Origin of the sequence: Kribbella sp. NPDC023972 (assembly GCF_040639075.1) — a bacterium.
Classification (GTDB): domain Bacteria; phylum Actinomycetota; class Actinomycetes; order Propionibacteriales; family Kribbellaceae; genus Kribbella.
On sequence record NZ_JBEZZH010000012.1, the window covers coordinates 57209 to 72262 of the forward strand.

General features: G+C 69.6%; 15 protein-coding genes. 14 read left to right on the forward strand and 1 reads right to left on the reverse strand.

The window, feature by feature from the left end; genetic code table 11:
• Positions 1–24: 24 nt before the first annotated feature.
• The 10 genes from AB0F43_RS33615 (at position 25) to smc (ending at position 11750) form a co-directional block, all read left to right on the forward strand.
• Positions 25–1647: a DAK2 domain-containing protein gene (locus AB0F43_RS33615; RefSeq protein ID WP_360486251.1), complete on the forward strand. Its 1623-nt coding sequence runs from the start codon at positions 25–27 to the stop codon at positions 1645–1647.
• Complete coding sequence (gene recG, locus AB0F43_RS33620) at positions 1644–3890, forward strand: ATP-dependent DNA helicase RecG (RefSeq protein ID WP_360486254.1); 2247 nt, start codon at positions 1644–1646, stop codon at positions 3888–3890. The genes AB0F43_RS33615 and recG overlap by 4 nt, the downstream gene beginning before the upstream one ends.
• A 115-nt stretch (positions 3891–4005) precedes the next feature.
• Positions 4006–4566 carry a 16S rRNA (guanine(966)-N(2))-methyltransferase RsmD gene (rsmD, locus tag AB0F43_RS33625; RefSeq protein WP_360486257.1) on the forward strand — a complete coding sequence of 187 codons (561 nt, stop codon included), beginning with the start codon at positions 4006–4008 and terminating at the stop codon, positions 4564–4566.
• Positions 4559–5029: a pantetheine-phosphate adenylyltransferase gene (gene coaD / locus AB0F43_RS33630; protein WP_360486260.1), complete on the forward strand. Its 471-nt coding sequence runs from the start codon at positions 4559–4561 to the stop codon at positions 5027–5029. The genes rsmD and coaD overlap by 8 nt, the downstream gene beginning before the upstream one ends.
• A 131-nt stretch (positions 5030–5160) precedes the next feature.
• Positions 5161–5682, forward strand: coding sequence for a YceD family protein (locus AB0F43_RS33635; RefSeq protein WP_360486651.1), 522 nt, complete (start codon positions 5161–5163; stop codon positions 5680–5682).
• Between the two features lie 69 nt (positions 5683–5751).
• Positions 5752–5943, forward strand: a complete 192-nt coding sequence (rpmF, locus tag AB0F43_RS33640) for a 50S ribosomal protein L32 (RefSeq protein ID WP_130387616.1) — start codon at positions 5752–5754, stop codon at positions 5941–5943.
• A 67-nt stretch (positions 5944–6010) separates the two neighbouring features.
• On the forward strand, positions 6011–6703 hold the full coding sequence (gene rnc, locus AB0F43_RS33645) for a ribonuclease III (protein WP_360486654.1): 693 nt from the start codon (positions 6011–6013) through the stop codon (positions 6701–6703).
• A 1-nt stretch (position 6704) separates the two neighbouring features.
• The gene (gene mutM / locus AB0F43_RS33650) at positions 6705–7559 is read left to right on the forward strand and encodes a bifunctional DNA-formamidopyrimidine glycosylase/DNA-(apurinic or apyrimidinic site) lyase (RefSeq protein WP_360486263.1); all 855 of its coding nucleotides are present in this window, start codon (positions 6705–6707) and stop codon (positions 7557–7559) included.
• Positions 7560–7742: 183 nt separating this feature from the next.
• Complete coding sequence (locus AB0F43_RS33655) at positions 7743–7898, forward strand: hypothetical protein (protein WP_360152740.1); 156 nt, start codon at positions 7743–7745, stop codon at positions 7896–7898.
• 291 nt (positions 7899–8189) lie between these two features.
• Positions 8190–11750, forward strand: a complete 3561-nt coding sequence (gene smc / locus AB0F43_RS33660) for a chromosome segregation protein SMC (protein WP_360486657.1) — start codon at positions 8190–8192, stop codon at positions 11748–11750.
• On the opposite strand, the gene AB0F43_RS33665 is transcribed toward smc, so the two are convergent.
• The gene (locus AB0F43_RS33665; RefSeq protein ID WP_360486266.1) at positions 11747–12070 is read right to left on the reverse strand and encodes a nuclear transport factor 2 family protein; all 324 of its coding nucleotides are present in this window, start codon (positions 12068–12070) and stop codon (positions 11747–11749) included. The two genes, smc and AB0F43_RS33665, sit on opposite strands and share 4 nt — an antisense overlap.
• An 88-nt stretch (positions 12071–12158) precedes the next feature.
• On the opposite strand from AB0F43_RS33665, the gene AB0F43_RS33670 reads away from it, so the two are divergent.
• From AB0F43_RS33670 to AB0F43_RS33685, 4 genes are read left to right on the forward strand one after another with little or no spacing between them, the layout of a single operon-like run.
• A complete protein-coding gene (locus AB0F43_RS33670) occupies positions 12159–12659 on the forward strand; it encodes a hypothetical protein (RefSeq protein WP_360486269.1) in 501 nt (166 codons plus the stop codon).
• 46 nt (positions 12660–12705) lie between these two features.
• A complete protein-coding gene (locus tag AB0F43_RS33675; protein ID WP_360486272.1) occupies positions 12706–13254 on the forward strand; it encodes a sigma-70 family RNA polymerase sigma factor in 549 nt (182 codons plus the stop codon).
• Positions 13251–13916 carry a zf-HC2 domain-containing protein gene (locus tag AB0F43_RS33680; RefSeq protein WP_360486275.1) on the forward strand — a complete coding sequence of 222 codons (666 nt, stop codon included), beginning with the start codon at positions 13251–13253 and terminating at the stop codon, positions 13914–13916. The genes AB0F43_RS33675 and AB0F43_RS33680 overlap by 4 nt, the downstream gene beginning before the upstream one ends.
• A gap of 30 nt (positions 13917–13946) precedes the next feature.
• A complete protein-coding gene (locus tag AB0F43_RS33685) occupies positions 13947–15038 on the forward strand; it encodes a beta-eliminating lyase-related protein (RefSeq protein WP_360486278.1) in 1092 nt (363 codons plus the stop codon).
• Positions 15039–15054 lie beyond the last annotated feature (16 nt).

Consider the following 15054-nt stretch of genomic DNA (forward strand, 5'->3'; position numbering starts at 1 on the left):
GACGGACCGGTTAGCCTTCCGGGCGTGGAGGAACTGACCGTCGACGTGTTGCGGGCCTGGGCTCGGACCGCGCTGGCCGAGCTGGGCCGGGCGCGCACCGAGATCGACGAGCTGAACGTGTACCCGGTGCCCGACGGCGACACCGGGACGAACCTGTACCTCACCTGGGAGGCCGCCTGCGAAGCGCTGCCCGAGGGCGAGCTGACCTTCGCCGAGGCGGTCCAGGCGTTCGGCCGCGGCGCCCTCCTCGGTGCCCGCGGGAACTCCGGCGTCATCACCTCCCAGCTCGTCCGCGCCTGCGGCCTCCGCCTCGCCGAGAACCTCCCGCCTCACCAGGAGGCCGACGAGCACGCCGTACTGGCCGATCCCAGGATGAGCGAGCCCGCCGCTTTCGCGGATGCGCTGCGGTACGCCGCTGACGCCGCGTACGGCGCGGTCGCGCAGCCGGTCGAGGGGACCATGCTGACCGTCGCCCGCGCGGCCGCGACCGGGGCGATGACGGCCGCCAACGACGGGAAGAGCCTGGCCGACGTCTGCCTGGCTGCCGTCGCGTCCGCCCGGCAGGCGCTCACCAAGACGACCGAGCAGCTCGACGTACTGCGGCGTGCGGGGGTCGTGGATGCCGGGGGAGCGGGCCTGGTGGTGATCCTGGGGGCGATGGAGTCGGTGCTGACCGGACAGACCGTACGGGTCGACGTACCGGCCCGGGTCGAGCCCCAGGGCGAGGACGCCGAAAGTCAGGACGGACCGGCGTACGAGGTGATGTACCTGCTGGACGCGCCGGACGACAAGATCGGCGACTTCCGGCAGAACCTGGCCGGCCTGGGCGATTCCGTGGTGGTCGTCGGCGGTGACGGACTGTGGAACGTGCACGTCCACACAGACGACGTCGGCGCCGCGATCGAGCAGGGCATCGACATCGGCCGGCCGCACCGGATCCGGGTCACCCACCTCGCCGACCAGGCCCACCACCACGAGCCGATCCCGGGCCGCGCGGTGATCGCGGTCGTGGCCGGTGAGGGGCTGGCGGACCTGTTCACCGAGGCCGGCGCGCAGGTGATCCGCGGCGGTCCGGGCCGGAGGTGCTCGACCGGTGAGCTGCTGGCCGCGATCGAGCGGTCGAAGGCGCCCGAGATCGTGCTGCTGCCGAACGACAAGGACTCCATCGCGGTCGCCGAGGCCGCCGCGACCGCGGCCCGGCAGGACGGCATCCGGGTCGCCGTCATCCCGACCCGGGCGCAGGTCCAGGGGCTGGCGGCGATCGCCGTCCACGATCCCGGCCGCAGCTTCGACGACGACGTCGTACACCAGTCCGCGGCGGCCGGTCAGACCCGGCACGGCGCGGTCACGATCGCGGTGAAGGACGCCTGGACGATGGCCGGGATGTGCCGCGTGGGCGACGCGCTGGGCGTGGTGGACGGCGACTTCACGCTGATCACCGAGGATCTGGCGGACGCGGCGATCGGCGTGGTCGACCGGTTGCTCGGCGGTGGCGGTGAGCTGCTCACGATCGTCACCGGGCGGGACGCGGAGCCCGGCCTGGTCGAAGCCGTGGAGCGGCACGTACGCCGGAATCGCAAAGATGTCGATGTCGTGGTGTACGACGGAGGACAGGACAGGTACCCGCTGCTGATCGGGGTGGAATGAAGACGGATATGGACCGCAAGCTCCGCGACTTCCTCGGTGCCAGGACGGCCAAGACCTTCGCGGACGTGCTCGGCCTGGAGACCGTCGGGGAGCTGCTGCGGCACTACCCGCGGCGGTACCTCAAGAAGGGCGAGCTGACCCCGTTCGACGAGCTCGAGGTCGGCGACCAGGCGACCGTGAACGGCCGGGTCAAGAAGGTCACCGTCCGGTCGCTCGACACCAAGGCCGAGATCCCGATCGCCGACGTACAGAAGTGGGCCCGGCGCAAGACGCTGACCAAGGTGGTCGTCACCGACGGCCGGCGCGACCTGGAGCTGGCCTTCTTCAACCAGCCCTGGCTGGCGGCCAAGCTGCAACCCGGCACCGCGGCCCTGTTCTGGGGCGAGGTGACGATGTTCCGCGACATCATGCAGCTGAAGAGCCCCGGCACCGAGATCCTCGACGAGGAGGATCTGTCCGAGGCCGAGATCGAGCGCCGGGCCAGGCCGTTCCGGCCGCTCTACCCGGCCACCGCGAAGTTGCCCACCGCAACGATCGAGCGGAGTGTCAAGATCGTCCTGGACAGCCTGGACGAGCACCTCGACGACCCGATCCCGGAGCTGATCCTGCGCAAGGAGAAGCTGCTCGGGCTGCGTGAGGCCCTGCAGAAGGTGCACCTGCCGGACACCGAGAAGGACATCCGCGACGCCCAGCAGCGGTTCCGGTTCGAGGAAGCGCTGGTGATGCAGACGATCCTGGCCCAGCGCCGAGCCGTCACCGACGCGCTGAACGCGGTGCCGCGGCCGCGGACCGAGGGTGGTCTGCTGGACGAGTTCGACCAGCGGCTGCCGTTCAAGCTCACCGAGGGCCAGGCCGAGGTGTGCGAGGAGATCTTCGCCGACCTGGCCCGTCCGCACCCGATGCACCGGCTGCTGCAGGGTGAGGTCGGCTCCGGCAAGACCGTGGTCGCGCTGCGGGCGATGCTGTCCGTGGTGGACGCCGGCGGCCAGGCCGTCCTGCTGGCGCCGACCGAAGTGCTCGCCACCCAGCACCACAAGACGTTGACCAAGATGCTCGGCGATCTGGCCGAGGGCGGCATGCTCGGCGGCGCGGAGCGGGCGACCCGGGTCGGCCTGCTGACCGGCTCGCTCGGCGCGGCAGCCCGTCGTACGGCGATGCTGGACGCGGCCAGTGGAGCCGCCGGGATCGTGGTCGGCACGCACGCGTTGCTCGAGGACAAGGTGCAGTTCGCCGACCTCGGGCTCGTGGTGGTGGACGAGCAGCACCGGTTCGGCGTCGAGCAGCGGGCGGCGCTGAGCCAGAAGTCGGGTGACAACACCCCGCACGTGCTGGTGATGACCGCGACCCCGATCCCGCGGACCGTGGCGATGACCGTGTTCGGGGACCTCGCGGTGTCGACGCTGACCGAGCTGCCCGCCGGGCGCTCGCCGATTCAGTCGTCGGTGGTCCCGGCGAAGGAGAAGCCGGACTGGCTGCAACGGGCCTGGCAGCGGGTCCGCGAGGAGGTCGGCAAGGGGCACCAGGCGTACGTCGTCTGCCCGCGGATCGGCGACGAGGTCAAGAACGCGGCCGACGAGGAAGGCGAGTTCGTTCTCGGTGAGGAGGACAACTCCGGCGCGAAGAAACCCGCCCGGCCGCCGATCTCGGTGCTGCAGGTCGCCGAGGCACTGGCGGAGATCCTGCACGACCTGCGGGTGGAGATCCTGCACGGCCGGCTGCCGGCCGAGGAGAAGGACACGGTGATGTCGCGGTTCGCGGCCGGCGAGGTCGACGTACTGATCGCGACCACGGTGATCGAGGTCGGTGTCGACGTACCGAACGCCTCGACGATGGTGATCATGGACGCGGACCGGTTCGGCATCTCCCAGCTGCACCAGCTGCGCGGGCGGGTCGGCCGGGGACGGGTGCCGGGGTTGTGCCTGCTGGTGACCGACCTCTGGCCGGGGTCGAAGTCGTACGGGCGGCTGGACGCGGTCGCGTCGACCACGGACGGGTTCGAGCTGTCCCGGATCGACCTGGAGACCCGGCGCGAGGGTGATGTGCTCGGCGTCGCGCAATCAGGCAAGCGGAGCAGTCTGAAGCTGCTCAGCGTGCTGCGCGACGAGGAGATCATCTTCACCGCGCGGCACGTGGCCAACTCGATCGTCTCGGTGGATGCGGAGCTGGCCGAGTACCCGACGCTGCGGTCGTTCGTGCGGAGCGCGCTGGAGTCCGAGACCACCGCGTACCTGGAGAAGACATGACTGTGTTGAATGCCGCGCCTCCGGCGCGGGGGTCACGGGGCTTTTGCTCCCGTTCTTCCCTCGTCACTCCGGTCGCTTCGCTCCCTCCGCTCCTCAGTCCAGACCGGGAGGCCCCGTGACCCGAATCATCGGGGGAGCGGCCGGCGGGCGGCGGATCGCGGTACCTCCGGGAAGCGGGACCCGGCCGACCGCGGACCGGGTCCGGGAGGCGCTGTTCTCGTCGCTGGAGTCGGAGTTCGGCAGCTTCGACGGGCTGGCGGTGCTCGACCTGTACGCCGGTTCCGGGGCGATCGGGCTCGAGGCGCTGTCCCGCGGGGCCGCGCGGGTGGTGCTGGTCGAGTCGGACCGTCGGGCGGCCGAGGTGATCTCCGCGAACATCCGCGCTGTCGGGTTGCCCGGGGCGACCGTGCTGACGCGGCCGGTGGAGAAGGTGGCCGCCGGGGAGGGCTCGGCGGCGTTCGATCTGGTGTACGCCGATCCGCCGTACAAGCTGGACACGGTCGAGCTCCAGGACGTGCTGATCGCGCTGGCCCAGGGTGGCTGGCTGGCCGACGATGCGGTGGTCGTGGTCGAACGCGGGAAGCGGGAGCCGTGGGAGTGGCCGGAGGGGTTCGCCGCGCTGCGGGACCGCAAGTACGGCGAGGCCCGGCTTTGGTACGGTCACCGCCATGAGTAAGGCGGTCTTTCCAGGCACCTTCGACCCGCCCACGAACGGGCATCTCGACGTCATCGCCCGGGCGTCGGCCGCCTTCGCCGAGGTGATCGTCGCGGCCGGGGTGAACCAGTCCAAGCAGCGGCTGTTCGACGTGGCCGAGCGGATCGAGATGCTCACCGAGATCGCCGCGCCGTACCCGAATGTCCGGATCGCCACCTTCGAGGGGCTGCTGGTCGACTACTGCCGGGCCGAGGGCGCCGGGGTGATCGTCAAGGGGCTGCGCTCAGCCGCCGACTACGACTACGAGCTGCAGATGGCCCAGCTCAACCACGCGATGACCGGGGTCGACACGATGTTCCTGCCGACCCGGTCGGAGAACGCTTTCATCTCCTCCAGCTGGGTCAAGGAGATCGCCAAGCTGGGCGGCGATGTCGTCGCCTTCGTGCCGCCGTCCGTTCACGCACGGTTACTGAAAAAACTCTAGGATTGCCCCGAATTGGGCGACTGGCCGCGGAGTTGGTAATGTTGAGCACCGGTCTCGACGAGACCGAGATCTTGCCTGCCCACGCCTTGGAAAGGGATGTCCTGAGCGTCTTGGACCCGCGGTCCCCACTCGTGATCGACACGCACGAGCTGTCACGCCGCGCCGGGTCCCAGCGCGAAGTCACCTTCACGGCACCGGCTCCGGAGGATCTCGGAATCGACGTGATCGGCGTCCCCGAGGGCGACCCGATCCAGTTCGATCTACGGCTGGAGTCGGTCGTCGAAGGGGTTCTCGTCACCGGTACGGCCAGTGGTCGTCTGGTCGGGGAGTGCGCGCGGTGCCTGGTCGATATCGAGGACGAGTTCCTCGCTGACGTCCAGGAGCTGTACGTCTACCCGGAAAGCGATGCCGAACCGGACGAGGCCAGCCGGATGGAGGGCGATCTGATCGACCTCGAGCCGGTGCTGAGGGACCAGGTGGTGCTCGCGCTGCCGTTCCAGCCCTTGTGTACGGACGACTGTCCGGGTCTGTGCCCCGAGTGCGGGGTGCGCCTGGCGGACGAGCCCGGCCACAAGCACGAGGACGGCGTCGACCCACGCTGGGCCGCCCTCGGCGGCCTGCTCCAGCAGGACGAACGACCGCAAGACAACTGAAGACCGAGCACACACGTCAGCCAGCCGGCCGGGTCCATCAGCCCCCGGCCGAACCGAGGAGTCATAACCGTGGCCGTTCCGAAGCGGAAGATGTCGCGCAGCAACACCCGCAGCCGCCGGGCCCAGTGGAAGACCACTGCCCCGTCGCTGGTCACCTGCGTGAACCCCGCCTGCCGCGCGAAGCACCTGCAGCACACCGTTTGCCCCAACTGCGGCCAGTACGGCGCCAAGGGCGAGCGTCGCCAGGTCGTCGAGAGCTAAGAGGCATCAGCCAGTGAATTCGGTCAACCCTGAGTTGATCTCGGGGAACGGGGGCCTCTACGCCGAGCTGAACCAGCGGCTCGGCGTATCGCTGGCTGACAATTTACTGGAGCACGCCTTCACCCACCGGTCGTACGCGTACGAGAACGGCGGGTTGCCGACGAACGAGCGACTGGAGTTCCTCGGGGACTCCGTCCTCGGCGTCATCGTCACGGAGTCGCTGTTCCGCAATCATCCGGACCTGTCCGAGGGCCGGCTGGCCAAGCTGCGTGCTGCCGTGGTCAACATGCGCGCGCTGGCAGGTGTCGCCCGCGAGCTCAAGCTGGGCAAGTACCTGCGGCTCGGCCGGGGTGAGGAAGCGACCGGCGGGCGGGACAAGTCGTCCATCCTGGCCGACTGCGTCGAGGCGCTGATCGGCGCCGTCTACCTGGACCGCGGCTTCGAGACCGCCGGGCAGGTCGTGCACAAGCTGTTCGACGACCTGATGGAGTCCTCGGCCCGGCTCGGCGCCGGCCTGGACTGGAAGACGTCGCTGCAGGAGCTGGTCGCCCAGCTCGGCGTCGGCGTCCCGGAGTACGTGATCGCCGAGTCCGGCCCGGACCACGCCAAGACGTTCGAGGCGCGGGTCCGGATCGGCTCCGACACCTACGGCCACGGCATCGGCCGGAGCAAGAAGGAAGCCGAGCAACAGGCCGCGGAAACCGCCTGGAAGGCCTTGCGGGCGGCCCATCCGGACAGCACGGACCCCTCGCAGTCCTGAGGTGCCCGAGCTTCCGGAGGTAGAGGTCGTACGCCGCGGCCTGGCGGAATTCACCACCGGCCGGACGATCGACGCCGTCGAGGTCCTGCATCCCCGTCCGGTACGGCGCCACGCCGCCGGGCCGGACGATTTCGTCGCCCGGCTCAAGGGCCAGGTGTTCGCCGAACCGGCCCGGCGCGGGAAGTACCTGTGGCTGCCGCTGGAGTCCGGGGACGCGGTGCTGACCCATCTCGGGATGAGCGGGCAGTTCCGGGTCCAGCCGGTCGGCGCGCCGGACGAGCCGCACCTGCGGGTCCGGTTCCGGTTCGCCGACGACGGCGGAGAGGTCCGTTTTGTGGACCAGCGGATGTTCGGTGGTCTGTCGTACTCCGACGGCGGCGCGCAACTGCCGGCCGAGATCGCTCACATCGCCCGCGACCCGTTCGATCCTCTGTTCGATCCGGACGCTTTCGTGGCCGCGGTGCGGCGCCGCAAGACCGGCCTGAAACGGGCGCTGCTGGACCAGTCGCTGATCAGCGGAGTCGGCAATATCTACGCGGACGAAGCGTTGTGGCGGGCCAAGCTGCACTACGCGCGGGCGACCGAGACGCTGAAACCCTTGCAGATAAGGGAGATCCTACGGCACGCGCACGAGGTGATGGCCGAGGCGCTGGACGTCGGCGGCACCAGCTTCGACGCGCTGTACGTCAACGTGAACGGGGAGTCCGGCTACTTCGAACGCGGCCTGAACGTCTATGGACAAGAGGGTTCGCCGTGTCCGCGTGACGGCCGGCCGATCCGTCGCGAGCCGTTCATGAACCGTTCGTCGTATCGGTGTCCGAGATGTCAGCCGGTCCCTCGCCAGGTCCGGTGGTGACAGAGGTATCGTTAAAGAGTGTGGGCCTAGGTTGACCGTCGGGCCCGCCAGTGTCACCCTGAAAGACGGCACACATTTTAGAAGCGCTCCGTGGATCAGGGGCGCTCACAGGCCAGAACCCTTCCGGAGGACAGCACAATGGCCAAGGCTCTTCTAGGGCACCTTGGAGGCACTGACCCGCGCATGCTCGAGCAGGTTCGTCTGCTCAACCGGCGTGTCGCCGATCTGGAGGCGCACGTGATGCGCCTGCAGGCAGAGAACGACCACCTCGTCGCACAGGTCCACGAGGGCCGGCTGCTCACCGTTGACGAGGCTCTGCGCACCCCCGCTTCGGTCTGAGGACCCGAGCCGCGACAACAGAGTTCCATCTCTACCGTCCGCACAACCACGGCGGTGGCCCCCGTCCGGGCCTCCGCCGCCCTTTTTTGGCTGAAGCAGCACTGTTTGCCACTGAATGTTGAGCTCCCCCACCTCGCCGGCCACTCTGATCGGTCGGCCTCCACCGGTTCGCGTCGATGCCTCGGTAGACTGCGAAGCGGAACTACTTCCCCCGGGTAGCGGCAGCGTCACAAGCAGTTACGACGGTTCCTTCGGTATCGTCTGTCCTTTCACGGGTTGGAGAGCTTCGCCTTGTACCTGAAGAGCATGACGCTCCGAGGCTTCAAGTCGTTCGCGTCGGCCACGACGATGAACTTCGAACCGGGCATCACCTGCATCGTCGGCCCGAACGGCTCCGGGAAGTCCAACGTCGTCGACGCCCTCGCCTGGGTGATGGGTGAGCAGGGCGCGAAGTCGCTGCGCGGCGGCAAGATGGAGGACGTCATCTTCGCCGGCACCTCCGGCCGCGCCCCGCTGGGCCGCGCCGAGGTGGTGCTGACCATCGACAACACCGACGGCGCGCTGCCGATCGAGTACGCCGAGGTGACGATCTCGCGGACCATGTTCCGCAACGGTGGCTCCGACTACCAGATCAACGGCCAGAACTGCCGGCTGCTCGACGTCCAGGAACTGCTCAGCGATTCCGGTATCGGCCGCGAGATGCACGTCATCGTCGGCCAGGGCCAGCTCGACTCGATCCTGCGCGCCACCCCGGAGGGCCGGCGCGGGTTCGTCGAGGAGGCCGCGGGTGTCCTCAAACACCGCAAGCGCAAGGAAAAGGCGATCCGGAAGCTGGAGGCCACCGAGGGCAACCTCAACCGGCTCGGGGACCTGATCACCGAGATCCGCCGCCAGCTCAAGCCGCTCGGGCGGCAGGCAGAAGTCGCACGGCGGGCGGTGACGATCCAGGCGGAGGTCCGCGACGGCCGGGCCCGGCTGCTGGCCGACGACATCGTCCAGGCCCAGTCCGCGCTCGAGGCCGAGCTCAAGGACGAGGCACTGCTGACCCAGCGCCGCGCCGAGACCGAGGCCAAGCTGCGTGAGGCCCGCGAACTCGAGGCCGAGCTGGAGGACGCGCTCCGCGAGGACGCTCCGGCCCTACAGGCGGCCCAGGACACCTGGTACCAGCTGTCCGGCTTCAGCGAGAGGATCAAGGGTACGGCGCGGATCGCGGCGGACCGGATCCGGTCGCTGAACGACGAGGCCGAGGAGCCACGCGCCGGGCGGGACCCGGATGAGCTCGAGCTGGAAGCGGCCCGGGTCCGCGAGACCGAGGCGCAGATCGAGGCGGAGGTCGAGGCGCACTCGGAGCTGCTCGCCGAGGCGGTCGAGCGGCGCCGGCAGTTGGAGGCGCAGGAGGCCGAGGAGGAGCGCCGGATCGCCGCACTGATCCGGGCCGCGGCGGACCGCCGCGAAGGCCTGGCCCGGCTGACCGGCCAGGTGAACGCGCTGAAGAGCCGCGCGGCCGCGGCTGAGTCCGAGATCGGCCGACTCGCCAGCAACATGCGTGAGGCGGAGGCCCGGGCGGCCAAGGCCCAGCACGACTTCACCGCGCTGGAGACCCAGGTGGCCGGCCTCGACGCCGGTGAGAGAGGCCTGGACGAGGAGTACGAGGCGGCCCAGGCCGTCCTCGACGAGATGGACGAGCGGCTGGCCAAGCTGCGCGCCGAGGAGCGGGACGCCGAGCGTGAGCGCACCGGCCTGGCGGCTCGCAAGGAAGCACTCGAGCTCGGTCTGAACCGCAAGGACGGCGCCGGCGCCCTGCTGGCGGCCTCCGAGCAGGTCAATGGCCTGATGGGCTCGGTAGCGGCGCTGCTGAGCGTGCGGTCCGGCTACGAGACCGCGATCGCGGCCGCCCTCGGTGAGGCCGCCGACGCCGTCGCGGTCACCCACGCCGATGCCGCTCTCGAGGCGGTGGGTCACCTGAAGCAGCACGATCTCGGCCGGGCCGGGATGCTGCTCGGGGATGCCCCCGCCGACGACTACGCGACCTGGCCGCGGCTGCCGTACGGAGCGTCGTACGCCGTTGATGTCGTGGACTGCCCGGAGAGCCTGCGGCCCGCGCTACGGCGGTTGCTGCGCAAGGTCGCCGTCGTGGACGACGTACCGGCGGCTCAGTCGCTGGTGCGACACCTGCCCGATGTCACCTGCACCACGCGGAACGGCGACGTACTGGGCGCTCATTTCGCGTACGGCGGTTCGGACGCGGCGCCGAGCCTGATCGAGGTGCAGTCCGCGGTCGACGAGGCGGCGGAGAAGCTGACCGAGGCGACGGCGCGCAGCGAGCGGCTGCGGTTCGAGCTCCAGGCACTCGAGGACGAGCGGACCCGGCAGAAGGACAAGGCCGAGATCACACTCGCCCGGCTGCACGAGTCGGACGCGGCGATGGCCGCGGTGGCCGAGCAGTTGGCGCACTTCGGGTCGCTGGCGAAGGCGTCCCGAGGCGAGGCGCAGCGGATGGCCGAGGCGATCGCGGCGGCCGAGGAGGAGCGCGACCGGAACCTGTCCGGCCTGGCAGAGCTGGAGGAACGCCTCACCGACGCCGAGCAGTTCGACGAAGACGGCGACGAGCCGGACACCACCGATCGGGACCGGCTGGCCGAAGCCGCCAAGGCGGGCCGGGCGGCCGAGATGGAGGCGCGGCTGGCGCTGCGGACCACCGAGGAGCGGGCGCGGGCACTGTCCGGGCGTGCGGACTCGCTGGAGCGCGCGGCGCGGCAGGAGCGCGAGGCACGGGCACGCGCGATCGCGCGGGCCGCACGGCGGGCCCGGCAGGCGGAGGCGGCGCAGGCCGTGCACCTGGCGGCCGGTCACGTGCTGGCCCGGCTGGAGTCCTCGCTGCAGCAGGCCGCCGCTGAGCGGGCCGCGATCCAGGCCCAGCGGGCCGACCGCGAGCAGGCCTTGGCGCAGGCCCGGTCGGCGACGCGAAACCTGAGCTCCGAGCTGGAGCAACTGACCAACACCGTGCACCGGGACGCGCTGGCCCGGGCCGAGCAGAAGATGCGGCTGGAGCAGCTGTACGAGAAGGCGCTCGGCGAGCTCGGGATCGAGGTCGACGCGCTGGTCGCGGAGTACGGCCCGGACCAGCTGGTGCCGCCGCTGCCGAAGGACGGCGAGGAGAACACCCTCGAGCTCGAGGGCGAGCCGTTCAACCGGGCGAAGGTGGAGAAGCGGCTCAAGCAGGCCGAGCGGGCGCTGAACCAGCTCGGGCGGATCAACCCGCTCGCGCTGGAGGAGTTCGAGGCGATGGAGGAGCGGCACCGCTTCCTGTCCGAGCAGCTCGACGACCTGAAGAAGTCCCGGCGCGACCTGATGGACATCGTCAAGGAGGTCGACGAGCGGGTCGAGCAGGTCTTCACCGAGGCCTACCGCGACGTCGAGGTGGCCTTCGAGCACGTGTTCAGCCGGCTGTTCCCCGGCGGTGAGGGCCGGCTGGTGCTCACCGACCCCGACGACATGCTTGCCACCGGCATCGATGTCGAGGCGCGGCCGCCGGGCAAGAAGGTGAAGCGGCTGTCGCTGCTGTCCGGTGGTGAGCGGTCGCTGGTCGCGGTCGCCTTCCTGGTCGCCCTGTTCAAGGCGCGGCCGTCGCCGTTCTACATCCTCGACGAGGTCGAGGCGGCGCTGGACGACACCAACCTCGGCCGGCTGCTGGAGATCTACGAGGAGCTGCGCGAGAACAGCCAGCTGCTCGTCATCACCCACCAGAAACGCACCATGGAGGTCGCTGATGCCCTGTACGGCGTGACCATGCGCGGCGACGGTGTGTCGTCGGTCATCTCCCAGCGAATCCGCGAACCCGAGCCCGCCTAGGCAGTGATCGTCATCGAGGCGATCTGGTCGTTCTGGACGTCGAAGGTGAAGTGGGACGGGCCGTTGTAGCCGTCCCCGCCGACCTGGGTGACGATGGTGAGCGGGTTGCCCGGTGTCGACACCTTGGTGCCGGTGAAGGTGGCGCGCTTGCCGATCAGCTCGTTCTCGCTCCAGGCGCGGATTCGGTCCGGGCCGCGGAACTGGCGGCCCCAGTCGTCGACATAACCGTCCGCGGCGAACGCCGCGACGAAGGCGTCGTTGTCCTGCTCGTCGATCGCGGTGAGTGCTCGCTGGACCGCGCCGGGGATCTCTTGGCTCATGCGCACGACGATAGCCCTGGTGGTTGAACCGGTCGGCGCTTCCGGACGTGTGGGAGGTGTGCATCACCGATCCTCGAGGGGAACCATCATGAAGCGTCTGGGCAGTGTCTGCGCGGTGTTGGTGCTCGGTCTGGCCGGGCTGACGGCCTGCGGCGACGAGAGCGACGCGCCGGCGAGCGGTGCCACCGCGGCGAGCAGTGGGGCGAAGCTGGCGACCGCGGAGGTGGCCGGACTGGGCAAGATCGTTGTCGATGGCAACGGGCGGACCGTCTACGTGTTCGACAAGGACACCTCCGGCAAGTCGAACTGTGAGGGTGACTGCCTGGCCAAGTGGCCGGTTGTGCCGGCCGGCGAGGGCACTCCGAAGCTCGAGGGCATCGACGCTTCCCTGGTCGGCACGGTGACCCGCAGCGACGGCAGCAAGCAGCTGTCGATCGGCGGACTACCTGTGTACCTGTTCGCCCAGGACACCAAGGCCGGCGAGGCCAAGGGCCAGGCGGTCGGCGGAGTCTGGTGGGTCGTGGGCGCGGACGGGAAGAAGATCACCAAGCAGCCGTCGTCCGACGATGGCAATGGCTACGGCTACTGAGTGCTTGCCCGTGTGGGCACCCACCGTTCCCGGTATCGTGCGGACAGTGGGTGACAACCGGGGTCCGGAGGCTGCCGAGGCGCTTGTCCGGTCCTTGTACGCCGAACACGGCCGGAGCCTGCTCGCGTACGCGACCCGGCTCACCGGAGACCGTGCCGCCGCCGAGGACGTCGTACAGGAAACTCTCGTGCGGGCGTGGAAACATGCGGACGACCTGACCGGGGGGCAGGGTTCCGTCCGCGGGTGGCTACTCACTGTGGCACGCAACATCGTCACCGACCGGGCCAGAGCGCGTGCGGTCCGGCCTACCGAGGTGGCGGATGTGGTTGACCGGCCACCGGTGGAGGGTGACCACTCGGAGTCGGTGGTGAACGCCATGGTGCTGCTGGCCGCGCTGGACCAGGTGTCTCCGGAGCACCGCGAGGTGCTGGTGGAGCTGTACTACCGGGGCCGGTCGGTCGCGGAAGCCGCGAAGGTGCTGGGAGTCCCGCCCGGTACCGTGAAATCGAGATCGTATTACGCCCTGCGGGCTCTGCGCGCGGTGATGGCCGGACAGGCTGAGTTGGCTCCAGGAAAGGGGGAGGTGGCGCGATGAGTGAGCATGACCGCTCGCAGCTCGGCGCCTACGCCCTCGGCGCCCTGGACCCTGACGAGGTCCGGGAGGTGGACGAGCACCTGGCCACGTGTGCGGAGTGCCGTGCGGAGCTGGCAGAGCTCGAGGAGCTGAAGGAATTCCTCGGCGAGGTACCTGCGGAAGCGTTCCTGGACGGTCCGCCACCTGACGGTGACCTCTTGCTGCAGCGCACCCTGCGTGAGGTGCGTACTCCGGTCAAACCGAAGCGCTCCCGCTGGCTGATGGTGGCCGCCGCGGTTGTCGTCGTGGCCGGTGCGCTGGGTGGTGGCGTGCTGATCGGCCGGCAGACGGTGGATCAGACAGACGAGCCAGTGGCCGGGTCCAAACAGGTGACGGCGACTGACACCCGCACCGGTACGACGATGGCCACCACGGTGGAGCCACGGGCCGGGTGGAGCTGGATTCAGGTGCAGATCACCGGTCTGAAGGCCGGAGCCGAGTGCGAGATGCTCGTGACCGACAAAGCCGGCAAGACCTGGGTAGCAGGGACGTGGCTGGTGTCTGAGAAGGCAGCACGCGAAGGCAGTCGCTTCGGCGGCGGTGTACTCGTCCCGCTTGATCAGGTGAAGTCGGTGCAGATCAGGACGATCCAGGGCCAGCATGTGGTGACCACCACGATCTAAGTCGCTTGCAGCGCACGAGAGGATGAGGGCGTGGCTACTAGCTCCGACGACCTCCGTTCCCGCCGTAGAGCTGCGGCCGACAACTGCGATCGCTGGCTGTCCATGCGCAGGGTGCCGGCCGCGGACAGCCTGAAGCGGCTCGCTGAGGCTGCCGGCGACGAGAAGGTCGACACGTACGGCGACGGCGGTGACGTGGCCGCGCTGGAGCAGGAGGTGGCCGAACTGCTGGGCAAACCGGCGGCTGTGTTCATGCCGACCGGCATCATGGCCCAGCAGAGCGTCCTGAGGGTGTACGCCGACCGCGCGGCGACCAGCCGGGTAGCGGTGCATGGGCTTGCTCACCTTTTGCAGCACGAGCTGAACGCATTGGAGGAAGTGCACGGCCTGCGGATCGAACGGCTGACGTCGGAGCCACGGCAGCCGCGACCGGACGAGTTGGCCGCCATCCCGGGGAAGCTGGCCGCTGTGACGCTGGAGCTTCCGCTACGGGAGGCCGGATTCGTCCTGCCGACCTGGGACGAGCTGGTCGTGTTCGCCGAGTGCTGTGCGGAGCGCGGCGTCCCACTGCATCTGGACGGGGCTCGGTTGTGGGAGAGCACGCCCTACCTGGAGCACAGCCTTGCTGAGGTGGCTGCACTGGCTTCAAGCGTGTACGTGTCGTTCTACAAGGTGCTGGGCGGGCTGAGTGGTGCGGCGCTGGCCGGGCCGGAGGACGTGATCGCCGAGGTACGGCGTTGGCAGCGCCGGCTGGGCGGCAACCTCTACACGCTGATGCCGTACGCCGTGTCCGCGCGCGAAGGACTCCGGACGGTGCTGCCGCAGATGGCGGACTTGCACCAGCGGGCCGTGGAGCTCTCGATGGCCTTGCAGAGCGAGGGATTCCGGGTGTTCCCGGAGCCGCCGCACACCAACTCGTTCCGCGTCTACGCACCCCGTCCGGCAGAGGCGATCGAGCGGGCGGCGGTGGAGCGGATGGAGGCGACGCGGGAGGCGATCTGCGCTCCGTGGCAGCAGGCCGACGTACCGGGCTGGTCGTGGGTGGAGCTGGTGGTGACTCCGAACACGTTGGCCTGGCAAGTGGACGAAGTGGTCAAAGCCTATGGGGAACTTCTGGGACAATGAGCTCGTAACACCTGCT